Origin of the sequence: Gordonia alkaliphila (genome assembly GCF_039542465.1) — a bacterium.
Lineage (GTDB): Bacteria > Actinomycetota > Actinomycetes > Mycobacteriales > Mycobacteriaceae > Gordonia > Gordonia alkaliphila.
This window is the reverse complement of record NZ_BAABIE010000007.1, coordinates 146,323-166,650: the sequence shown is the minus strand read 5'-3', so window position 1 is coordinate 166,650 and position 20,328 is coordinate 146,323. Positions and strand designations below refer to the sequence as shown.

21 protein-coding genes are annotated in these 20,328 nt (G+C 71.1%); 9 read left to right on the top strand and 12 right to left on the bottom strand.

The genetic code is table 11. From position 1 onward, the window contains the following. Window positions 1-8: 8 nt before the first annotated feature. Window positions 9-416: a succinate dehydrogenase, cytochrome b556 subunit gene (gene sdhC, locus ABD989_RS09470; protein WP_246994829.1), complete on the bottom strand. Its 408-nt coding sequence runs from the start codon at window positions 414-416 to the stop codon at window positions 9-11. 194 nt (window positions 417-610) lie between these two features. Here sdhC and ABD989_RS09465 point away from each other — a divergent pair, with 194 nt between their 5' ends. Continuing rightward, window positions 611-1,021, top strand: coding sequence for a cytidine deaminase (locus tag ABD989_RS09465; RefSeq protein WP_246994831.1), 411 nt, complete (start codon window positions 611-613; stop codon window positions 1,019-1,021). After that, entirely contained in the window at window positions 1,018-2,331 is a 1,314-nt protein-coding gene (locus ABD989_RS09460; protein ID WP_345313281.1) for a thymidine phosphorylase, read from the top strand. Before ABD989_RS09465 ends, ABD989_RS09460 begins: the two co-directional genes overlap by 4 nt. A 12-nt stretch (window positions 2,332-2,343) precedes the next feature. Here the strand turns inward: ABD989_RS09460 and ABD989_RS09455 are convergent, their stop codons facing one another. Beyond that, window positions 2,344-3,264: a hypothetical protein gene (locus ABD989_RS09455; RefSeq protein WP_345313280.1), complete on the bottom strand. Its 921-nt coding sequence runs from the start codon at window positions 3,262-3,264 to the stop codon at window positions 2,344-2,346. 68 nt (window positions 3,265-3,332) lie between these two features. On the opposite strand from ABD989_RS09455, the gene ABD989_RS09450 reads away from it, so the two are divergent. Further along, entirely contained in the window at window positions 3,333-4,439 is a 1,107-nt protein-coding gene (locus ABD989_RS09450) for an adenosine deaminase (RefSeq protein WP_246994836.1), read from the top strand. Between the two features lie 15 nt (window positions 4,440-4,454). Here ABD989_RS09450 and ABD989_RS09445 read toward each other — a convergent pair whose 3' ends face one another. Genes ABD989_RS09445 through ABD989_RS09435 form a run of 3 tightly spaced genes read right to left on the bottom strand, consistent with a single transcriptional unit; the run spans window position 4,455 to window position 7,043 of the window. After that, window positions 4,455-5,723, bottom strand: a complete 1,269-nt coding sequence (locus ABD989_RS09445; protein WP_345313279.1) for a primosomal protein — start codon at window positions 5,721-5,723, stop codon at window positions 4,455-4,457. 10 nt (window positions 5,724-5,733) lie between these two features. Continuing rightward, window positions 5,734-6,669 (bottom strand): C40 family peptidase, encoded by a 936-nt coding sequence (locus tag ABD989_RS09440; RefSeq protein WP_345313311.1) that lies wholly within the window; start codon window positions 6,667-6,669, stop codon window positions 5,734-5,736. Beyond that, window positions 6,669-7,043 carry a type VII secretion target gene (locus ABD989_RS09435; RefSeq protein WP_345313278.1) on the bottom strand — a complete coding sequence of 125 codons (375 nt, stop codon included), beginning with the start codon at window positions 7,041-7,043 and terminating at the stop codon, window positions 6,669-6,671. The genes ABD989_RS09440 and ABD989_RS09435 overlap by 1 nt, the downstream gene beginning before the upstream one ends. Between ABD989_RS09435 and upp the strand changes: the two genes are divergently transcribed. Beyond that, the gene (upp, locus tag ABD989_RS09430; protein WP_246994841.1) at window positions 7,042-7,686 is read left to right on the top strand and encodes a uracil phosphoribosyltransferase; all 645 of its coding nucleotides are present in this window, start codon (window positions 7,042-7,044) and stop codon (window positions 7,684-7,686) included. The genes ABD989_RS09435 and upp overlap by 2 nt on opposite strands. Before the next feature lie 6 nt (window positions 7,687-7,692). On the opposite strand, the gene ABD989_RS09425 is transcribed toward upp, so the two are convergent. Genes ABD989_RS09425 through ABD989_RS09415 form a run of 3 tightly spaced genes read right to left on the bottom strand, consistent with a single transcriptional unit; the run spans window position 7,693 to window position 10,665 of the window. Next, entirely contained in the window at window positions 7,693-8,340 is a 648-nt protein-coding gene (locus ABD989_RS09425; protein ID WP_345313277.1) for a hypothetical protein, read from the bottom strand. A gap of 13 nt (window positions 8,341-8,353) precedes the next feature. Further along, window positions 8,354-9,856: a phospho-sugar mutase gene (locus tag ABD989_RS09420; RefSeq protein WP_345313276.1), complete on the bottom strand. Its 1,503-nt coding sequence runs from the start codon at window positions 9,854-9,856 to the stop codon at window positions 8,354-8,356. Beyond that, window positions 9,853-10,665, bottom strand: a complete 813-nt coding sequence (locus ABD989_RS09415; RefSeq protein WP_345313275.1) for a purine-nucleoside phosphorylase — start codon at window positions 10,663-10,665, stop codon at window positions 9,853-9,855. The genes ABD989_RS09420 and ABD989_RS09415 overlap by 4 nt, the downstream gene beginning before the upstream one ends. A 37-nt stretch (window positions 10,666-10,702) precedes the next feature. Between ABD989_RS09415 and ABD989_RS09410 the strand changes: the two genes are divergently transcribed. Both ABD989_RS09410 and ABD989_RS09405 read left to right on the top strand, forming a co-directional pair. After that, entirely contained in the window at window positions 10,703-11,398 is a 696-nt protein-coding gene (locus ABD989_RS09410) for an enoyl-CoA hydratase/isomerase family protein (RefSeq protein WP_246994849.1), read from the top strand. Beyond that, window positions 11,398-12,579 (top strand): amidohydrolase, encoded by a 1,182-nt coding sequence (locus ABD989_RS09405; protein WP_345313274.1) that lies wholly within the window; start codon window positions 11,398-11,400, stop codon window positions 12,577-12,579. Before ABD989_RS09410 ends, ABD989_RS09405 begins: the two co-directional genes overlap by 1 nt. A gap of 23 nt (window positions 12,580-12,602) precedes the next feature. Here ABD989_RS09405 and ABD989_RS09400 read toward each other — a convergent pair whose 3' ends face one another. Then, window positions 12,603-13,094 (bottom strand): gamma-glutamylcyclotransferase family protein, encoded by a 492-nt coding sequence (locus ABD989_RS09400; protein ID WP_246994853.1) that lies wholly within the window; start codon window positions 13,092-13,094, stop codon window positions 12,603-12,605. A 102-nt stretch (window positions 13,095-13,196) separates the two neighbouring features. Between ABD989_RS09400 and ABD989_RS09395 the strand changes: the two genes are divergently transcribed. Together ABD989_RS09395 and ABD989_RS09390 are read left to right on the top strand one after the other, a co-directional pair. Further along, the gene (locus ABD989_RS09395; RefSeq protein ID WP_345313273.1) at window positions 13,197-14,600 is read left to right on the top strand and encodes an NAD(P)H-quinone dehydrogenase; all 1,404 of its coding nucleotides are present in this window, start codon (window positions 13,197-13,199) and stop codon (window positions 14,598-14,600) included. 33 nt (window positions 14,601-14,633) lie between these two features. Next, a complete protein-coding gene (locus ABD989_RS09390; protein ID WP_246994857.1) occupies window positions 14,634-16,040 on the top strand; it encodes an MFS transporter in 1,407 nt (468 codons plus the stop codon). An 18-nt stretch (window positions 16,041-16,058) separates the two neighbouring features. Here the strand turns inward: ABD989_RS09390 and ABD989_RS09385 are convergent, their stop codons facing one another. The 3 genes from ABD989_RS09385 to glpK are packed head-to-tail and all read right to left on the bottom strand — an operon-like array spanning window position 16,059 to window position 18,436. Further along, a complete protein-coding gene (locus tag ABD989_RS09385; RefSeq protein ID WP_345313272.1) occupies window positions 16,059-16,547 on the bottom strand; it encodes an SRPBCC family protein in 489 nt (162 codons plus the stop codon). Between the two features lie 31 nt (window positions 16,548-16,578). Continuing rightward, window positions 16,579-16,917: an ArsR/SmtB family transcription factor gene (locus ABD989_RS09380; RefSeq protein ID WP_246994862.1), complete on the bottom strand. Its 339-nt coding sequence runs from the start codon at window positions 16,915-16,917 to the stop codon at window positions 16,579-16,581. Window positions 16,918-16,966: 49 nt separating this feature from the next. Beyond that, window positions 16,967-18,436, bottom strand: coding sequence for a glycerol kinase GlpK (gene glpK, locus ABD989_RS09375; protein ID WP_425556513.1), 1,470 nt, complete (start codon window positions 18,434-18,436; stop codon window positions 16,967-16,969). A 125-nt stretch (window positions 18,437-18,561) separates the two neighbouring features. Here glpK and ABD989_RS09370 point away from each other — a divergent pair, with 125 nt between their 5' ends. Next, on the top strand, window positions 18,562-20,304 hold the full coding sequence (locus ABD989_RS09370) for a glycerol-3-phosphate dehydrogenase/oxidase (protein WP_246994864.1): 1,743 nt from the start codon (window positions 18,562-18,564) through the stop codon (window positions 20,302-20,304). The last annotated feature ends 24 nt before the right edge of the window (window positions 20,305-20,328 follow it).

Below are 20,328 nucleotides of genomic sequence, written 5' to 3'. Positions count from 1 at the left end.
TCGCTCCCTTAGAACGCGTGGCTGATGATCAGCGACAGCAGGCGGACGGCGGCGGCGGTGAAGACCACGGCGAAGACGCCGACGACGGTCCACAGCATCTGACGCTGGTACTTGGGGCCGTTACCCCAGAAGTCGATCAGGATGACGCGGATACCGTTGAGGGCGTGCCACAGGAGGCAGAAGACCAGGCCGATCTCCATCAGACCGATGTACCAGGTCTTGTAGGTATCGATGATCTCGGTGTACGTGTTCTGGTTCACGCGGATCACCGCGGTGTCCAGTACGTGCACGAACAGGAAGAAGAAGATGGTGACGCCGGTAATCCGCTGCAGCACCCAGGCCCACATGCCGGGATCTCCGCGGTAGAGAGAGCGTTTGCGCACCGGATCCGGTGCGACCTCGGTGGGGGTGCTCATCGCGTTCTACGCCTCCAAAGTGTCGACAAGTGAAGTCGGGCTCGGGTGCTGCGGGCGCAGACCAAAGGCCCAATGACTCCTGACTTTAAACCCATGCTGAGTGTTGTCATAAATCCTTGTAACAATGTGACGGAGACCAGATCCAGGCCTTAGGTGTGCCTTACCTTTTGAATTCCGCGATTCGAGGAGCGAAATTGAGCACCGAAATCCACTTCGACGACCTGCGGGACGCCGCGCGCGACGTGATGACCAGGGCCTACGCTCCTTACTCGGGTTTTCCGGTGGGGGCGGCCGCAATCAGTGGCGAGGGCGGAATGGTGCTCGGTGCCAATGTGGAGAATGTCTCATACGGACTCGGCGTGTGCGCGGAAGTCGCGCTGGTCAGTGCAGCCGTTTCCGCGGGGGTACGACGACTCCGCGCGATCTCGATCTGCGACCGCGACGGCCGGGTGCTGACCCCGTGCGGTCGGTGCCGGCAGGTCCTCCTCGAGTTCGGCGGTCCGGGGCTGCTCGTGGACTCCGTGCACGGACCCCGGGCCTTGGCTGAACTGCTGCCGGATGCCTTCGGCCCCGACGACCTCGCGCGGGCGGCGGAGACCCGATGAGCACCGCTGCGCTCGACCCGGTGAGCGTCATCGGCCGCAAGCGCGACGGCGGTGAGCTGTCGACGCCGCAGATCGACGCCGTGGTGGCCGGCTTCACCGCGGGCACGGTGGCGCCGGAGCAGATGTCCGCCCTGGCGATGGCGATCCTGTGGCGCGGAATGACGCGCCGGGAGATCGCCGACTGGACGGCCGCGATGATCGCCTCGGGGACGCGGATGGATCTGTCCGGCCTGTGCCGCGACGGCCGGGCGCTGGCCACCGTCGACAAGCACTCCACCGGCGGGGTCGGGGACAAGATCACGCTGCCGCTGACTCCGCTGATCGCCTCCTACGGGCTGGCCGTGCCGCAGCTGTCCGGGCGCGGCCTCGGGCACACCGGCGGCACGCTGGACAAGCTCGAGGCGATCCCAGGCTGGTCGGCGGAGGTGAGCCCGGACGCGCTGCGCGAGCAGCTGGAGCGGGTGGGCGCGGTGATCTGCGCGGCGTCGGCCGATCTGGCCCCGGCCGACCGGAAGCTGTACGCGCTGCGCGATGTGACCGGCACAGTCGCCTCGATTCCGATGATCGCGGCGTCGATCATGAGCAAGAAGATCGCCGAGGGCACCGGTGCGCTGGTGCTCGACGTGAAGGTGGGCTCCGGCGCGTTCATGACCGAGTACGACGACGCGCACGAGCTCGCGGCGACCATGACCGAGCTCGGCGCCGACGCCGGGGTCGCCACCAGCGCGCTGCTCACCGACATGTCGTCGCCGTTGGGCCGCTCGGCGGGTAACGCGCTGGAGGTGACCGAGGCGCTGGAGGTGCTGGCCGGCGGCGGACCCGCGGACGTGGTGGAGCTGACCCTCGCCTTGGCGCGCGCGATGCTGGCCGCCGTCGGGCGCGACGACGTGGACCCGGCCGAGCACCTGACCGGCGGGCAGGGGATGGACACCTGGCGCGCGATGATCGCCGCGCAGGGCGGCGACCCGGCTGCGCCCCTGCCGCAGGCGGCGCACCGGGAGGTGATCGTCGCCCGTGACTCCGGGTACCTGTCGGGTCTGGACGCGCTGGCCGTCGGACATGCGGCGTGGGAGCTCGGGGCGGGCCGCTCGGTGCCGGGCGCGGCGGTCTCCGCCGGTGCCGGAGTCACCTGGCACGCCGGCATCGGCGATGCGGTGCAGGCTGGTGCTCCGCTGCTGACACTGCACGCCGACGATCCCGCCCGCTTCGCGGCGGCGCGGGCCCGGCTGGCCGACGCCGTCACGGTGTCGACGAATCGGCCCGCCGTGGCGGCGTCGCGGGTGCTCGGGCGGGTCGGCGCTGCCGGTTAGGCGTGCTGCCGGTCAGGCCGCGATCGGGCGGCCGGTGAGGGCGCGGAAGTAGTACAGCGCGAAGAGCCCGCTCACCGGGAGGGCCACCAGCAGGCCCACCACCAGGGCGAGGATTCCGGCGAGCCCGATGAGCGTGGTGATCACCAGCACGATCAGGGTGGCGGCGGGGTTGCGCATGCTCAGATCGAGGCCCGCGCGCACCGCGCCGGCGGTGGACAGTCGCGCGTCGGCCGCCTGGTACAGCATCCACAGCGTGCCGAAGCTGATCACGAGGGTGACGATCCACGAGGCCCATTCCATGTCCAGGCCGTCGACGAAAAGGACGTCCAGCAGCACCGAGATCACCCCGATGACCACCGAGATCGCCATGATCGGACCCAGCGCCGCGGGGCGGCCGAAGTCGGCCAGCTCGGGGCGTCGTCCGTCGGCGATGACGATCAACGCGTTCAGCCAGCACGACACGGCGATCGCCCCGACCAGGGTGAGGACGATGCCGAGCACCAGCGAGGTGGTCAGCACGGCGACCGTCGGCAACGAGTCGGCGCTCCAGCCGCCGCCGACGGTGAAGACGAAGAGCAGAACCGCGGTGGCGACGATCCAGAGGGCCACCAGGACGGCGACCAGGACCGCGGCCCACAGCGCGGCGGCGCCGACGATGACGCCGGCGTGCGCGGAGAACTTGCGCCACGCCCAGGAGAAGGCCGCCGACAACGACGGGGGCGACGGCACCGGCAGCAGCGGGTGGTGCTGCGGCGGAACACCGTAGGCGTGTGCGGACGGGTCGATGGCGTACGGCTGGGGTGCGTACGGCTGAGACGCGTACGGGTTCTCCTGCTCGGGCACCGCCGGGTCGGGAACGCTCGCCGAGTCGGGCAGGCTCGTCGGATCGGTGTCCTCGGGCGGAACGGGGCGCCACTCGTCGGAATCGCTCATATGAACATCATGCCGGTCGAGGATTTCCCTCCCGCAGGAGCCGCGGCGGCACGGCTACGGTGGGGTACATGGCGTGCACACTCGACGACTTCCGGTTGGCGCCCAAGGTGCTGCTGCACGATCACCTCGACGGCGGACTCCGACCGGCGACGGTGCTCGAGCTGGCGCGCGAGATCGGCTACGACCGACTGCCCGCCGACACCGCCGAGACGCTCGCGCACTGGTTCGCGACGGCCGCCGACGCGGGATCGCTGGAGCGGTACCTGGAGACCTTCGAGCACACCGTTGCGGTGATGCAGACGGCGCAGGCGCTGACCCGGGTGGCGCGCGAGTGCGCCGAGGACCTGGCCGCCGACGGGGTGGTCTACGCCGAGGTGCGGTTCGCGCCGGAACTGCACACCGAACGCGGCCTGTCGCTGGACGAGACGGTGGCGGCGGTGCTGCGCGGCTTCGCCGACGGCGCGGCCGCGGCGGCCGAGCGGGGGCAACCGATCATCGTGCGGGGGCTGGTGACCGCGATGCGCCACGCCGCGCGCTCCCGCGAGATCGCCGAACTGGCGGTCCGGTTCCGCGACCGCGGGGTGGTGGGCTTCGACATCGCCGGCGCGGAGGCCGGGAACCCGCCGTCGCGCCACCTGGACGCCTTCGAGTATCTGCGAGATCAGAACTCGCACTTCACGATTCACGCGGGGGAGGCCTTCGGGCTGCCGTCCATCCACGAGGCCGTCGCGTTCTGCGGCACCGACCGGCTGGGCCACGGCGTGCGGATGATCGACGACATCACCCTGCCGCCGGGCAGCGGCCCGGCCGACCACAGCTATCCCGGCGCCCGACTCGGCCGGATCGCCGATTACGTGCGGGACAAGCGGATTCCGCTGGAGCTGTGCCCGAGCAGCAACGTGCAGACCGGCGCGGTGGCGTCGATCGCCGAGCACCCGTTCAATGTGCTTGCGCGCCTGCAGTTCCGGGTCACCGTGAACACCGACAACCGGCTGATGAGCAACACCACGATGAGCCGCGAATTCCTGCTGCTGCACGAGGCCTTCGGGTACGGCTGGGCCGACTTTCAGCGCTTCACCGTGAACGCGATGAAATCATCGTTCCTGCACTTCGACGAGCGGCTCGCGCTCATCGACGAGGTGGTCAAGCCCGGCTACGCCGTGCTGCTCGGCTGAATTGCCGGGCAGGGTTCAGCCGCGACGGACGAGGCGTTCCTCGAAGTCGCTGACCAGCGCGCGCCACGACTCGGACTCGTTGTCGAACGGGCCCGACGGGGCGAGTCGATTCGGGTCCGGCTTCACGGTGTAGTCGACGAACCAGCCCAGCGGGGTGGTGGTGCCCAGGGCCTCGTCCACCGAGTCGAGGTCGGCGAAGTCGGCGGCGTCGGAGAGCAGTTCGACGGCGAGGTCGAGCTGGCGGGAGTCGACGCGGCGCGGGCCGTCGAGGATGTCCTCGTCGATGCCGGGCAGCGCGTAGACGTTCTCCGGGAGCACGTCGTAGGTGAGCTCGCCGGCGTTGGCCATCGCCTGCACTTCGCCGTAGGTCGAGACGCGGGCCAGCGCATGGTCGTTGTGCTCGGCCAGGTAGCGGGTCAGGGCGCGCTCGGACGTGAAGCCGTAGATGGTGCCCTTGGCGCCGAGGAACACGGCGTCGTCGCCGAGGTAGCAGCGCAGCGTCAGGTACTCGCCGGTGTCGGTGTAGATCCGGATCGGATCGATACCGACCTCGCCCCAGAAGCCTTCGTCGACGTCGTCTGCGTCGTCCTCATCGTCATCGTCATCGTCGTCGCTGTCGGCGTCCGAGTCCTCGTCGAGCGGGTCGACCGGATCGAACTCCGGCTCGTCCTCGTCTTCGGCGGAGGCCGCGGCGTCGAGCTCGCCCTCGGCGATGCTGAGGGCGGCGGCGTCGACGTCGGGCGTGGTCACCACGTCGTCGAGGGCGTCGATGACGTCGTCCCAGTGCTTGGCGATCAGGCGGCCGATCCGCACCCAGAGGTCGACGCCGTCGCGGCCCTGGAAGTTCTCGGTGCCGACGGTCACGGCGCCCAGGATCGGGTTGGCGGTGAAGAACTTGGTGATCGGGGTCAGATCGCAGACCTCACCGATGATGCGGGTGATCTCCAGCGCATCCTCGAGCTCGGCGATGACCTGCCCGCGCGGGTCCTCGGCGGCCAGCTCGGGCACGCCGATCAGGTCGTACGAGTGCTTCTCGTCCGGGATGAGTTCGTCGGCCTGCAGCTCGGTGATCGTCGCCCACTGCGGGTGATCGGCGAGGTCGTTGTCGTCGTCGGTGCGCACGAAGGCGGCCAGGGCGGCGACGGAGTCGAACCCGTACAGGTCGTCCTCCAGACCCAGGAAAGCCTCCCACTCGTCATCGCCCTCGCGCCAGCGAGGAGCCCACAGGGTGAACAGGTTGCCATCGGTCAATCCGAGCTCGATGGGCACGATGTCTCCGGCCATGCCGATGAGCCTACCGGGGGCGGTAGAAGCCCTCGAAACTCTGGTCGGCATTCGTGGTGCGCAGGGCGGTCACCCCGACCGGATCGCCGCCGGTCTCGATCAGCTGACCGTTGCCGATGTACATCGCGACGTGGCCGCTCCACACCGCGAGATCACCCGGTTGCAGCTGCGACTGGCTCACCGGGAAACCGGCCGTGTCCTGGTCCTGGGCCAGGCGCGGCAGCTCCAAGCCGGCCTGCCGGTAGGCCCACTGGGTGAAGCCGCTGCAGTCGAAACCGTCGGTGGTGGTGCCGCCCCACACGTAGGGGACTCCGCGCTGGCTGAGCGCGGCACGCACCGCCGCCGCGGCCCGGGCGTTGGGCGCGTAGGCCACGGAACCGTCGGGCAGGGTGATCGGCACCTTCCCCGGCCCGGGGACGTCGGTGAGTCCGGCCGGACCCGCGGTGCGGACGTGCTCGGGCGCGGTGATCCGGCCCAGCCCCCGGGCGTCGGCGGCGAGCTCGGCCTGCGTCGTGGCGATCACCGCCAGCCCGCGCCCCAGGTAGTCGGCGGCCAGCGGGACCAGCACCGCCAGGGCCGCGGGCGTCACGGTGGGGGCGGCGGCCGAGGCGGCCGCGACGAAGGCGTCGGCCAACCGGTTCAGCTCGGCGTTCGCCTGCTTCACCCGGCCCGCGGCGGTCGCCACCGCGGCCGAGATGTCTGCTCCGTTGCCGCCCTCGACGACGCCCGCCGTCGCGGTGGTGACGGCGCGGTCGGCGGCGGCCGTGCCGCCCGTGCCGAGCCAATCGGTGGTGGCCTGCCGGGCCGCGCCGCGGGTGAGGTCGGCCGCGCCGTCGAGCGCGGTCTGGGAGGCGGCGAGCGTGGTGGTCGGGCCCCCGGTCGGCAGTTCGCCGGTGCCGAGGGCGGCGATCAGCATGCGCAGCGGCGCGATGAGGAACTCGAACATCACGCCGACACCCCCGCCGCGTTCGCGGCATCCGTGCTGCCGTAGCCCGCCGCCGCGGCGACGGTGGCCGTGGCCTGCTGCGTGTGGCTGCCGGCCAACGCGTCGAGCCGCGCGGCCCGGGTGTTCATGGCCGCACCGAGCGCCGCCAGAAACGGGGCGCCGATGAGGCCGAAGGTCGGCGTCAATGCGGCGGTGTCGAGGCGTTCGGCGACGGCCCGTTCGGTGACGATCCCGGCGGCGGCACTCTGCCGCCCGGCGATCTGCGAGAGCGAGGAATCGGTGACTGCGACAGGTTTCATGGTGATTAGACGCAGCGGTGCCCGGTTCGGTTCCACGATGGCGTCCCCGGCGTGGCGATTACGCTGTGCGGACATGAGCACCCACCGTCTGGACTACCGCGTCGTCGACCATCCGCTGGTGCGGTCCCGGCTGACCCGGCTGCGCGACGAAAACACCTCGAGCGCCGAATTCCGCGATCTGCTCACGCAGCTCACCGGGATGCTGATCTACGAGGCGATGGCCGACCAGCCGGTCGACGACGTGGTGGTGCGCACCCCGATCGGCCCGTGCCCCGGCGCGATGCTGACCGACGCGCCCCTCATGGTGCCGGTGCTGCGCGCCGGCCTGGGCATGCTGCACGCGGCGATGGGCGCCGTGCCCGAGGCGCAGATCGGTTTCGTCGGTGTCGCCCGCGACGAGGACACCGCCCTCCCGGCCGAGTATCTGGTGTCGCTGCCGCAGGATCTGTCCGGCCGCCCGGTGTTCGTGCTCGATCCGATGCTCGCGACGGCGGGATCGATGCTGCACACCCTGGATGTGCTGGCGGCCCGCGGCGCCACCGACCTCACCGCGATCTGCGTGGTCGCGGCGCCGGAAGGCATTGCGGCACTGGAGAACTCACGGCACCGACTGCGCCTGATGGTGGGCGGCCTCGACGACGGCCTGAACGACGCATCGTTCATCGTGCCGGGCCTCGGCGACGCAGGCGACCGACTGTTCGGCCCACGCAACTTCTAACGGGTACTAGCCGACCCAGGCCTCGAGCATCGGCTCGGTGGCCAGCACCCGGCCGTTTTCGGTGATGACCAGCGACTGCGGGGACACGATGTACGAGGTGCTGCCGTTGGTCGCGGTGAACGTGTTGCCCGAGCGGGTGGGGAAGTCCACGTGGCTCGAATTCCCGTCGGCCTTGCCCTTGTAGTAGTAGCGGCCGGTCTGCCGGCCCACCTGACAGACGATCACCTCCGAGCGCTGGGTGTAGCCGATGAAGACCAGCGGATCGGCGGTGTCGTCACAGGTGGGGCCGCCGACGAAACCGTGCGAGGTCGCGCCGTCGATCGGCGGAATCGGCTGCTGAGCGGTCGACGACGACGGCGTCGTGCTCGGCGCCGGGGGCTGCTTGACGCCGGTGTCGGTGTCCGAGCCGGGCGACGGCGGTGCCTGGACGTACTCGGTCACCACCGGCCCGCTGCTCTCCGGCGCGGCGGCCTCGTCGTCGCCCCCGGAGTTCACGAACAGGACGATCACGGCGACCACCGCGGCGAGTGCGACGATCGCCGCGATCACGGCGATGATCTGCGGTCCGCGATTCGGCGGCTGCGGCTGGGGGTATTGCGGCTGGGGGTATTGGGGCTGCGGGTAGTGGGGATCGGGGTATTCGGGGTAGGACATGACCGCGGCTCCCTCACGCTTCTCCGGGCAGTTCGGCCAGCACCCGTTCGAGTAGATCGTCGAGCTGGCCCGCGCCGACCTCGGTGCCGGGCGGGGTGCTGACCTGCGCATAGTACTTCAGTTTCGGCTCGGTGCCGCTGGGCCGCGCCACCACGCGCACGGCGATGCCCGCGGCGTCGACTCCGGTCAGCTCGACCGCATCGGTGTGCGGGCCGGGGCCGTCGCGGAGCAGGTCGGCGGCGGTGACGTCGATTCCGGCCAGCGTCGACGGCGGGTCGGTGCGCAGCCGGGACATCAGTGCGCCGATCTGCGCGACGTGGTCCACGCGCAGACTGCGCTGCGCCGTCGCGTGCCGTCCGTACCGCTCCTGCAGGTCGTCGAGGACCGCGGCGAGGCTGCCGCGGGCCGCGGCCAGCCGGGCCAGCGCGACCGCGGCACTGATGCCGTCCTTGTCGCGGACCGCCGCGGGATCGACGCAGTGCCCGAGGGCCTCCTCGTAGGCGTAGACCAGCGGCTCGCCAGCGCGCACCAACCACTTGAAACCGGTGAGCGTGCGCACCGTGCGGGCCCCGCGCGCGGCGGCGATCGTGTGCAGCAGGGTGCCGGAGACGATCGACGACGCGATCACCGGCGGCACGGCGGCGGGCAGGTGCTCGTCGAGCACGGCGTCGCCCAGCAGTGCACCGGTCTCGTCGCCGGTCAGCATCCGCCAGGTCCCGTCCGCGCCCCGGACGCCGACGGCGCACCGGTCGGCGTCCGGATCCAGGGCGAGCGCGAGATCGGCCGAGCACTCCTGCGCCAACGCCAGCAGGAGATCCGTGGCGCCCGGCTCCTCCGGATTCGGGAAGGCGACGGTGGGGAAGTCCGGGTCGGGGGCGAACTGCTCGGCGACCACGTGCACGTCGGTGAACCCGTTGCGCGCCAACGCTTCCCGCGCCAGCATGCCGCCGACACCGTGCATGGCGGTCAGCGCGATGCGGACGCCGTCGGCGACGGGCGGCCCGAACCGGGCGTCGAGGCGGGCCAGGTACTGCTCGGCGATCGCGGCGGCCCGCGGATCCGCCGGCACGGCGCGCCGCGGCACCTGCTCCGCGGGCGGGGCGGCGGTGATGGCGGCCTCGATCTCCCGATCGGCGGGGGAGAGGAGCTGTGCGCCGCCGCGGACGTACACCTTGTAGCCGTTGTCGCCGGCCGGATTGTGCGAGGCGGTGATCATGACGCCGGCCGCCGCGTTCAGCAGGCGGGTGGCGAAGGCGACCAGCGGGGTGGGCCCGGGCGCGGGCAGGGCCACCACGTCGAATCCGGCCGCGGCCAACACCTGCGTGGTGGCGGCGAAGAAGTCCGCCGAGCCGTGCCGGGCGTCCCGGCCGACCACCACCGCCGCGCCGCTGTCCCCCTGTGCGGCCAGCCAATGGGCGAGACCGGCGGTGGCCCGGGTGACGGTGCCGACGTTCATGCCGTCCGGTCCCTCGCGCACCGGTCCGCGCAGCCCGGCGGTCCCGAAACGCAGTGTCATCGCTGATCGAGGGCGGCGACGACCTCGGCGAGCAGCGTGCCCATGCGGGTGGCCGAGGCGCGGCCCACCTCCAGCACCTCCGCGTGCGCCAGCGGTTCCCCGGTGATTCCGGCGGCCAGATTGGTCACCAACGACACCCCGAGGACATCCAGCCCGGCCGCGCGGGCGGCGATGGTCTCGTGCACCGTCGACATGCCCACCAGGTCGGCGCCGACGGTACGCAGCATCCGGATCTCGGCCGACGTCTCGTACTGCGGCCCGGGCAGCCCGGCGTAGACGCCCTCGCGCAACGACGGATCGACGCTGCGGGCCAACTCGCGCAGGGCGGGTGCGTAGGCGTCGACCATGTTCACGAACTGCGCGCCCGGCAGCGGCGAACGGCCGGTCAGATTCAGCTGATCGTTGATCAGGACGGGTTCGCCCACGGTCAGGCCGTCGGCGATCCCGCCTGCCGCGTTGGTCAGCACCACGGTGCGCACCCCGGCCGCGGCGGCGGTCCGGATCGGATGCACCACGCGCGCCAGCTGATGGCCCTCGTAGGCGTGCACCCGGCCGGCCATGATCAGCACGCGGGAGCCGCCGATGCGCACCGACCGCACCGATCCGCTGTGCCCCTGCGCGGACGGAAGGGTGAAGCCGGGGATGTGCGTCATCGGCACCTCGGCGACCGGGCGGCCGAACTCGTCGGCGGCGGGCGCCCAGCCCGAGCCGAGCACCACCGCGACGTCGTGCCGACGGCAATCGGTGTGCGCGGCGAGGAAGGCGGCCGCGGCGACCGCGGCGGCGTCGGCGTCGACGGTGGGATCCATGGTGCCCACCCTAGTGCCGGGCGATAGAGTCATCGCCATGCCCTATTTCTCCCTGCACGACGACGCCGCCGAGGTCTACCTGGGTGCGCCCGGACGCGAGCTCGACGAGACAAACCCGGAGAACCGCTTCACCCTCGGCTGGCTCGACGAGGTGAACCAGGCGCTCGACGAGGCCGTGGCCGCCGGCAAGCCGATCGTGTTGACCGCGACCGGCAAGTACTTCACCAACGGCCTGGACACCGACTTCATCGCGAGCAACTTCGCCGAACTGCCCGGCTACCTGGACCGCATCCACCAGCTGTACGTCCGCGTCCTGACGCTGCCGGTGCCGAGTATCGCCGCGCTCAACGGCCACGCCTTCGGCGGCGGCGCGATGCTCGCGCTGTGCGCCGATCACCGCATCATGCGCACCGAGCGCGGCTTCTGGTCGCTGCCGGAGGCGGCGCTCAACATGCCGTTCACCCGCGGCATGGCGGCGCTGGTGCGCACCCGCACTCCCGACGCCACGGCCACCGAGGCCATGCTGACCAGCCGTCGCTACGGCGCCGACGACGCCGTGGCGGCCGGGATCGTCGAAGAGGCGGTCGACGCCGACGCTCTGCTCGAGCGCGGTCGCGAACTGGCCCGCGAACGCGCGAGCCTGGTGAATGACAACCTGGCGACGATCAAGCGCGGACTGCGGCTGCCGCTGCTGGAGGACCTGAACACCCCCGTGCCGCCGACGCTGCTCTGATGTTCCCGGCGATCAGCGACTGGCTCGACGCGAACCTGGATCAGGTGATCGCCTGGCGCCGCGAGATTCATGCGGCGCCGGAACTGTCGAGGGCGGAGTTCGCCACCACCGCCAAGGTGGTGGAGGTCCTGACCGCGGCGGGCCTGTCGCCGGTGGTGCTGCCCAAGGGCACCGGCGTGATCTGTGACTTCGGCCCCGCCGATCGGCCGCGGATCGGCCTGCGTGCCGACCTCGACGCACTGCCGGTGACCGAGCAGACGGGCCTGCCGTTCGCGTCCCAGGTGGCGGGCGTCTCGCATGCCTGCGGGCACGACGCGCACACCGCCATTCTGATGGGCGTGGGCTGCCTGCTGGCCGGGATCGACGATCTGCCGTTCGGCGTGCGCCTGGTGTTCCAGGCCGCCGAAGAGATCATGCCCGGCGGCGCCCTCGACGCGATCGACGCCGGCGCGATGGACGGCCTCGCGAGAATCTTTGCGCTGCACTGTGATCCGCACCTGCAGGTCGGCACCGTCGGCCTGCGCGCGGGTGCGTTGACGTCGGCCGCCGATCGCATCGAGGTGCACCTGCGCGGACCGGGCGGGCACACCTCCCGGCCGCATCTGACCGGCGACCTCGTCTATGCGATGGGCGCGCTGATCACCGGCCTGCCGGGCGTCTTGGCGCGCCGCGTGGATCCCCGTTCGGGCACCGTGATGGGTTGGGGCGCAGCACATTCCGGCGATGCGCCCAACGCCATTCCGCAGGAGGGGCGCCTGCGCGGCACCGTCCGAACCGGCGACCAGGAAGTGTGGGACGAGATGGAGCCCCTGGTGCGCAGCATCGTCGGCGAGCTCGTCGCCCCGCTGGGCGTGAGCTACGACCTGACCTATGTGCGCGGCGTTCCGCCGGTGGTTAACGACGAAGACAGCGTCGGCATGCTGCGGCGTGCCGTCGGCGCGATCGATCCGGCCGCCGAGGTCGACACCCCGCAGTCGGCGGGCGGCGAGGACTTCGCCTGGTACCTGCAGGAAGCGCCGGGCGCGATGGCACGCCTGGGCGTGTGGTCGGGCACGGGACCGCACGGCGACCTGCATCAGCCGGACTTCGACCTCGACGAGCGGGCGATCGCAGTGGGCATCGCCACCCTCGCCGGGGCCGTGCTGCAGGGCGAGCTGGAGCCGGAGCCCCCGCTGCTCTAGCACGGGGCACTAGGAGCGCCGACTCAGGGCTGATTGTCCATCGGTTCCTCCGGCCCCGGACCCACGTTACGGGCCTCGTGCAGCCGGAGCCGACGGACATACTCGGCCGGTGCGCCGGCCACTTCGGCCGCGTCGGCGATCATGCCGATGTACCGCGCCGAAGGGAGGCCGCCCTCGTATCCGTCGATCACGTACAGCCACACCATGACCGGGCCGTCGGCGGTGGTGACGCGGGTGCGGATCTTGCGGTGCACGCCGAGTTCGGTGCCCTCCCAGCGGTCGAGGTTGGCCTGATCCTCGGTGGGGACGTCGTACAGCACCACGAAAACCTTGGCCTCCGGGTCGTCGCGGTCCTCGGTGACGGTGGCCAACGAGCCCTCCCAGCCGAGGTCGTCACCGGCGAACGTGAGGCGCCAGCCGTACAGCCAGCCGGTGGATGCCATCGGCGAGTGCGGAGCCCGCTGCAACATCTGAGCGGGGTCCATGTTCGACGCATAGGCGGCATAGAGGGGCACGGCGCACAGCCTATGCCCTCGCCGCGGTGGAGGAAACTGCGCGCCGCCGCGAGGAGGGTAGGTTTGAGAGCGAACAGACCCTGCTGGCAAGGAGATGACTAAGTGGCGCGGATCGTGATCATCGGTGGAGGACCGGCAGGGTATGAGGCGGCGCAGGCGGGGTCGGCGTACGGTGCCGACATCACGTTGATCGACTCGGACGGCATCGGCGGCGCCTGCGTGCTGTGGGACTGCGTGCCGAGCAAGACGTTCATCGCCACCACCGGTGTGCGCACCGAGGTCCGCAAGGCCGCCGACCTCGGCATCTCGATCGATGTGGGTTCGGCCCCGGTGACGTTGCCGCAGATCAACCAGCGGGTCAAGGACCTGGCGTTCGCGCAGTCCGCGGACATCCGCGCGCGGCTGGTCAGCGAGGGCGTTCGGATCGTGAACGGCACCGGCAAGCTGTCCGAGACGCCGGCCGGCAGCGGCGTGCACGAGGTGATCGCCACCCACGCCGACGGCACCGTGGAGTCGTTCGAGGCCGAGGTGGTGCTGATCGCCACCGGCGCCTCACCGCGCGAGCTGCCCGACGCCAAGCCCGACGGGGAGCGGATCCTCAACTGGCGCCAGCTGTACGACCTCGACGAGCTGCCCGAACACCTGGTGGTGGTCGGTTCCGGCGTGACCGGCGCGGAGTTCGTGCACGCCTACACCGAGCTCGGCGTGAAGGTGACCCTGGTCTCCAGCCGCGACCGCGTACTGCCGCACGAGGACGAAGACGCGGCGCTGGCCCTGGAGGAGGCGTTCTCCGAGCGCGGCGTCACCCTGATCAAGCATGCGCGCGCCGATCGCGTCGCACGCGTCGACGACGGCGTGCAGGTGCACCTGGCCGACGGCCAGACTGTCACCGGCTCGCACGTGCTGATGACCGTCGGCTCCGTCCCGAACACCGAAGGCCTCGGCCTGGCCGATGTCGGCGTGAGGGTGGAACGCGGCGGCTACATCACCGTCGACCGCGTCTCCCGCACGTCCGTGCCCGGTGTCTATGCCGCGGGCGACTGCACCGGCGTGCTGCCGCTGGCCTCGGTGGCGGCCATGCAGGGCCGCATCGCGATGTACCACTCGCTGGGCGAGGGCGTGAGCCCGATCCGGCTCAAGACCGTCGCCTCGGCCATCTTCACCCGGCCGGAGATCGCCGCCGTCGGCGTATCGCAGAACGCGATCGACTCCGGGGAGTACCCGGCGCGCACCGTGATGCTGCCGCTGGCCACCAACCCGCGCGGCAAGATGAGCGGTCTGCGCCGCGGCTTCGTGAAGATCTTCTGTCGCCCCGCCACCGGCGTGGTGATCGGCGGCGTGGTGGTCTCGCCGATCGCGTCCGAGCTGATCCTGCCGATCGCCCTCGCCGTGGAGAACAAGCTGCAGGTCTCCGACCTGGCCAACACCTTCTCGGTGTACCCGTCGCTGTCCGGTTCCATCACCGAGGCCGCGCGCCAGCTGGTCCGCCACGATGATCTGGACTAGGGACGACCTGGACTAGAGCGGGGCGGTACCGGCGTGTCCGACGTCGTCGGTGGTTGGCGTGAACTGTTCGGCCCCGAACATCGGGCCCCGGTGGTGGTGTTGGCCGGCGGCATCGGACTGTTCGCGACCAACACCTACGTGACCACCAGTCTGCTGCCGAGTGCGGTGACGCAGATCGGCGGCGGCGAATTCTATGCCTGGACGATGACGGTCTTCGTCGTCGCGTCGGTGGCGTCGTCGATGCTGGTGTCGCGGGCCCTGGACCGGTTCGGCAGCCGGCTGTCGTACCTGGGGGGCTTCGGCGTGTTCGCGCTCGGCACGCTGCTGGCAGCCGTCGCGCCGAGCATGCCGGTGCTGCTGACCGGCCGCGCGGTACAGGGGTTGGCCGCGGGGCTGCTGGCCGGACTGGCCTTCGCGGTGGTGCGCCTGGTGCTGCCCGCGTCGCTGTGGCAGCGCGCGGTGGCGTTGCTGTCGGCGATGTGGGGCGTGGGCAATCTGGCCGGTCCGGTGGTGGGCGGCTTCTTCGCCCAGATCGGCTTCTGGCGCGGAGCCTTCCTGCTGCTGGCGGCGATCGCGGTGGGGTTGGCCGCGGTCGCGGCGCGGGTGCTGCCGGTGCGCAGCGGCACCGGGGGCGACGCCGATCCGGTGCCCTGGACGGCGCTGGTGCTGCTTGCCGCGGCCGCGTTGGCGCTCAGCGTCGCGTCGATCGTGTCGTCGTCGACGGCCACCGGCCTGTGGGTGCTGGGCGCCGTGGCGGCGACGGTGGCGTTCGTGTGGCGCGAACGCGGCGCCGCGCACCGGGTGCTGCCGCGCCTGGTCTACCACGGTGCGTCACCGCTGCGGTGGATCTATCTCGCCATCGGGCTGCTCACCCTGGCGTCGACCATCGAGACCTTCGTGCCGCTGTTCGGGCAGCGGCTGGGCGGCATGTCGCCGCTGGTGGCCGGACTGCTCGGGGCGGCGATCTCCTGGGGCTGGACGGTGGCCTCGCTGATCAGTTCCACGGTCACCTCCGACCGGGTCCGCCGCCGCGTGCAGGTGGCCGGTCCGGTGCTGATCTCGCTCGGTTTCGTGGGCTACGCGGCCCTCCAGGTCGACGGGCCGAGCGGTGCCGTGGTGACCGGCTGGTTCGTCGCGCTGTTCGTCGCCGGCTGCGGTATCGGCATGGCGATGGCGCACTGGCTCACCGCGGGCCTGCGCGTCAGCGACGACCCGCATGAGGCCGCCCACGTCTCGGCGGGCATGAACACCACGCAGCTGATCGCGACCGCCTTCGGTTCGGCGATGGCCGGGCTGCTGGTGGCGGTCGGCGGCCCCGAGATCCTGGGTTCGGCGCGCGTGCTGAGCGTCGGCTACGCCCTCGTCGGAGTGGTCGCGGTGGCCGCGGTCTTCGGTGAGTTCGCGGCCGACCGACGCCACCGCGCACAGCACGCGCGCTGAACCGTTCCGATCAGCGGGTCAGCCGGCCAGGAAGGCGTCGATCTGGTTGATGGCGGAACTGGCGCCCTCGATCACGCCCATGTCCAGCACCTGCTGCAGCGACGCGGCATCGGGGTAGACCGAGGTGTACAGCGCGCGCGTGCCGCCGTCGGCCGCTTCGAAACGGTAGACGTTCTTGCTGATCGGCATGCCGGGGGCCGGGTTGAAGTCGGCGTCGCCGAAGCCGTCGTCGAAGGTCAACAGGCTCGGGGCGTCGACCTCGGTGATGATCCACCAGCCGTAGTACTTCTCGCCGCTGTTCGGATCGGTCATGTAGTACGTGCACTTGGCGCCGGGCGTCAGGTTGTGGTCGACGAAGGTGGCGGGCACCTCCGGCGGGCCCCACACCTTCTCGAGCTGGCGCGGATCGGCGTACAGGGCCCACACGCGCTCGACGGTCGCGTCGAACGCGGCCTCGATGGTGAGGGTGCAGTGGGCGATGTCGGTGGTGACGTCGGTGACAGGCATGGTGACTCCCGGGTGAAAGTGGGTGGGATGGTCAGGGGGAGGGTGGATCGGCGGCGAGGAGGTCGTCGATCCGGGCGATGCGGCCCCGCCAGATCTGTTCGATGCCGGCCAGCATGGCCTGCACCGAGCGGACGGCGGCGACGTCGCCGGAGGCCAGTTGTTGTCGACCGTCACGACGTTTCGTGAGCAGTCCGGCCTTCTCCAGCACGGCGACGTGCTTCTGCACGGCGGCGAAACTCATGTCGTAGTCCGCCGCGAGCGCGGTGACCGAGTGCTCGCCGGCCAATACTCGCCGCAGGATGTCGCGTCGCGTCCGGTCGGAGAGGGCGTGGAACAGGGCGTCCGCCCGATCCTCGTCGACCTCGTTCACCCTTCCCAATATACAACCATTTGGTTGTAGGTCAAGGGTTGCGGCGAGATCAGGCCAGATCGTAGGAGTGGGTGACGGCGCGGTTCCAGCCCGCGAAGAGGCGCTCGCGTTCGCCGTCGTCCATCGACGGCGACCAGCGGCCGCCCTCGGCCCAGTTGTCGCGGATGTCCTGCGCGGACTCCCAGAAGCCGACGGCCAGACCGGCGGCGTAGGCGGCGCCGAGGGCGGTGGTCTCGTTCACCACCGGGCGCACCACCGGGACGGCGAGGATGTCGGACTGGAACTGCATGAGCAGTTCGTTCACCACCATGCCGCCGTCCACCTTGAGGGTGGTCAGGGCGACGCCGGAGTCCGCCTGCATGGCCTCGATCACCTCGCGGGTCTGGTACGCGCTGGCCTCCAGCACCGCGCGCGACAGGTGACGTTTGTCGGCGAACCGGGTCAGGCCCACGATCACCCCGCGCGCATCGGGACGCCAGCGCGGCGCGAACAGGCCGGAGAAGGCGGGCACGAAGTAGACGCCGCCGTTGTCCTCGGCGGCCGCGGCCAGCGTCTCCACCTCGGGGGCCGAGGCGATCAGGCCCAGGTTGTCGCGCAGCCACTGCACCAGCGAACCGGTCACCGCGATCGAGCCCTCGAGCGCGTAGCGGGCGGGCTCGTCGCCGAGGCGATAGCAGACCGTGGTGAGCAGACCGTGCCGGGAGAAGACCGGTTCGGTGCCGGTGTTCATCAGCAGGAAGTTGCCGGTGCCGTAGGTGTTCTTGGCCTCGCCGGGCTCCAGGCAGGCCTGGCCGAAGGTGGCCGCCTGCTGGTCGCCCAGGATGCCGGCCAGCGGCACATCGGGGTAGGTGCCGCCCAGGGTGAGCGGCGCGATGACCTCGGAGCTGGACCGGATCTGCGGCAGCATCGCGACCGGGATGCCCAGGTCGGCGCAGATGTCCGGGTCCCACGCCAGCGTGCGCAGATCCATGAGCAGGGTGCGCGAGGCGTTGGTGACGTCGGTGACGTGCAGGCCGTCGTGCCGGGCGCCGCCGGTCAGATTCCAGATCAACCAGGTGTCCATGGTGCCGAACAGCAGGTCGCCGTTCTCGGCGCGCTCGCGCGCGCCGTCCACGTGGTCCAGGATCCAGCGGATCTTGGGGCCGGAGAAGTACGTCGACAGCGGCAGTCCGGTGCGCTCGCGGTAGCGGTCGACGCCGGGGTCGCCGAGCGCGTCCGGGGCGGCGGCCAGTTCCTCGCACAGCTCGGCGGTGCGGGTGTCCTGCCAGACGATCGCGTTGTACACCGGCTGCCCGGTGTGGCGATCCCAGACGACGGTGGTCTCGCGCTGGTTGGTGATGCCGCAGGCGGCGATCTCGCCGGGGCCCACCTCGCCGGCGGCGATCACCGCGCCGGCCACCCGCCGGGTGTTGCGCCAGATCTCGATGGGGTCGTGCTCCACCCAGCCCGCCCGCGGGAAGATCTGGCGGTGCTCGGTCTGCTCGCTGGCCACCACCGTTCCGGCGTGATCGAAGAGCATGGCGCGGGTGGACGTGGTGCCCTGGTCGATGGCGGCGACATAGCGGTGGGCGGCGGCGGCAGTGGTCTGGCTCACGGTCGTCAGTCTCTCACGATGCGGGGTTACGCTCCGGTAGAGTTCGGGGCGTGTCCACTGAGAATAGCCAGGATCGACCTGCGGATTTGAGCCCGAGCCAGCGCGAGGAAGCGTGGCGGCGGCTCTCCGAGGAAGAATTCGACCTCGTCGTGATCGGCGGCGGCGTCACCGGTGTGGGCGCGGCCCTGGACGCCGCCACCCGCGGCCTGCGGGTGGCGCTGGTGGAGGCCCGCGACTTCGCGTCCGGCACCTCCAGCCGGTCGTCGAAGATGTTCCACGGCGGCCTGCGCTACCTGGAGCAGTTGGAGTTCGGTCTGGTGCGCGAGGCGCTGCGCGAGCGGGAACTCTCGCTCAGCCTGCTGGCGCCGCACCTGGTGAAGCCGCTGCCGTTCCTGTTCCCGCTGACCAAGCGGGTGTGGGAGCGGCCGTACCTGGCCGCCGGACTGTTCCTGTACGACCGGATGGGCGGCGCCAAGTCGGTGCCCGGCCAGCGGCACGTGACCCGCGCCGGCGCCCTCCGCATCGCGCCGGGCCTCAAGCGCAGCGCTCTGGTCGGCGGCATCCGCTACTACGACACCGTCGTCGACGATGCCCGGCACACCCTCACCCTGGCCCGGACGGCCGCGCAGTACGGCGCGGTGGTGCGCACCTCGACGCAGGCCGTGGGCTTCGTGAAGGAGGGCGACCGGGTGATCGGCGTGAAGCTGCGCGACTCGGAGACCGGCGCCACCACCACCGTGGCCACCCAGTCGGTGATCAACGCCGCGGGCGTGTGGACCGACGAGGTGCAGAAGCTGTCCGGCCAGCGCGGCCACTTCACAGTGCGCGCGTCCAAGGGCGTGCACATCGTGATCCCGCGCGACCGCATCGTCAGCGAGACGGCCATCATTCTGCGCACCCCGACGTCGGTGCTGTTCGTGATCCCGTGGGAGACGCACTGGATCATCGGCACCACCGACACCGACTGGAACCTGGACCTGGCGCACCCGGCGGCGACCCGTGCGGACATCGACTTCATTCTGGAGCGGGTCAACCAGGAACTGGTGACCCAGCTGACCCACGACGACATCGAGGGCGTCTACGCCGGCCTGCGCCCGCTGCTGGCCGGGGAGGACGAGTCCACGTCGGCCCTGTCCCGCGAGCACGCGGTGGCGGTGGTCGCGCCCGGCCTGATCTCGATCGCCGGCGGCAAGTACACCACCTACCGCGTGATGGGCGCCGACGCCGTCGACGCGGCCGCCGACTTCATCCCGGATCGGGTGGGCGAATCGGTGACCGAACGCGTGCCGCTGCTCGGCGCCGACGGCTACTTCGCGCTGATCAACCAGTGCGAGCACCTGGGTCAGCAGTACGGCCTGCATCCGTACCGGGTGCGTCGTCTGCTGAATCGGTACGGCTCGCTGCTCGACGAGGTGTTGGCCGCGGCCGTCGACGATCCGTCGTTGCTGAACCCGCTGGGTGCCGCCCCGCAGTACCTGCGCGTCGAGGTGGTCTACGCGGCGGCCAGCGAGGGTGCGCTGCACCTCGAGGACGTGATGGCCCGTCGCACCCGTATCGCGATCGAGTACAGCCACCGCGGCGTGGACTGCGCTCGCGAGGCCGCCGAACTGATGGCGCCGATCCTGGGGTGGAGCGACGAACGCCGCGAGTGGGAGATCGAGAACTACTGCGCCCGCGTGGCCGCGGAGATCGCGTCGCAGCGCCAGCCCGACGACGAGGCCGCCGATGCGCTGCGCGTGGCGGCGCCCGAGGCCCGTCGGGAGATCCTGGAACCGGTGCCCGCGCCCGAGTGATGATCGCCACGGCGGGACGTAGGG

What these genes read in the sequence shown, in the direction of transcription:
- ABD989_RS09450 (WP_246994836.1), top strand. Translation starts at nt 3,333, where the DNA reads ATGGCGTGCACACTCGACGACTTCCGGTTGGCGCCCAAGGTGCTGCTG.
- glpK (WP_425556513.1), bottom strand. Translation starts at nt 18,436, where the DNA reads ATGCTCTTCGATCACGCCGGAACGGTGGTGGCCAGCGAGCAGACCGAG.
- sdhC (WP_246994829.1), bottom strand. Translation starts at nt 416, where the DNA reads ATGAGCACCCCCACCGAGGTCGCACCGGATCCGGTGCGCAAACGCTCT.
- ABD989_RS09460 (WP_345313281.1), top strand. Translation starts at nt 1,018, where the DNA reads ATGAGCACCGCTGCGCTCGACCCGGTGAGCGTCATCGGCCGCAAGCGC.
- ABD989_RS09440 (WP_345313311.1), bottom strand. Translation starts at nt 6,669, where the DNA reads ATGTTCGAGTTCCTCATCGCGCCGCTGCGCATGCTGATCGCCGCCCTC.
- ABD989_RS09435 (WP_345313278.1), bottom strand. Translation starts at nt 7,043, where the DNA reads ATGTCCGCACAGCGTAATCGCCACGCCGGGGACGCCATCGTGGAACCG.
- ABD989_RS09385 (WP_345313272.1), bottom strand. Translation starts at nt 16,547, where the DNA reads ATGCCTGTCACCGACGTCACCACCGACATCGCCCACTGCACCCTCACC.
- upp (WP_246994841.1), top strand. Translation starts at nt 7,042, where the DNA reads ATGAGCACCCACCGTCTGGACTACCGCGTCGTCGACCATCCGCTGGTG.
- ABD989_RS09455 (WP_345313280.1), bottom strand. Translation starts at nt 3,264, where the DNA reads ATGAGCGATTCCGACGAGTGGCGCCCCGTTCCGCCCGAGGACACCGAT.
- ABD989_RS09445 (WP_345313279.1), bottom strand. Translation starts at nt 5,723, where the DNA reads ATGGCCGGAGACATCGTGCCCATCGAGCTCGGATTGACCGATGGCAAC.
- ABD989_RS09425 (WP_345313277.1), bottom strand. Translation starts at nt 8,340, where the DNA reads ATGTCCTACCCCGAATACCCCGATCCCCACTACCCGCAGCCCCAATAC.
- ABD989_RS09410 (WP_246994849.1), top strand. Translation starts at nt 10,703, where the DNA reads ATGCCCTATTTCTCCCTGCACGACGACGCCGCCGAGGTCTACCTGGGT.
- ABD989_RS09415 (WP_345313275.1), bottom strand. Translation starts at nt 10,665, where the DNA reads ATGGATCCCACCGTCGACGCCGACGCCGCCGCGGTCGCCGCGGCCGCC.
- ABD989_RS09405 (WP_345313274.1), top strand. Translation starts at nt 11,398, where the DNA reads ATGTTCCCGGCGATCAGCGACTGGCTCGACGCGAACCTGGATCAGGTG.
- ABD989_RS09420 (WP_345313276.1), bottom strand. Translation starts at nt 9,856, where the DNA reads ATGACACTGCGTTTCGGGACCGCCGGGCTGCGCGGACCGGTGCGCGAG.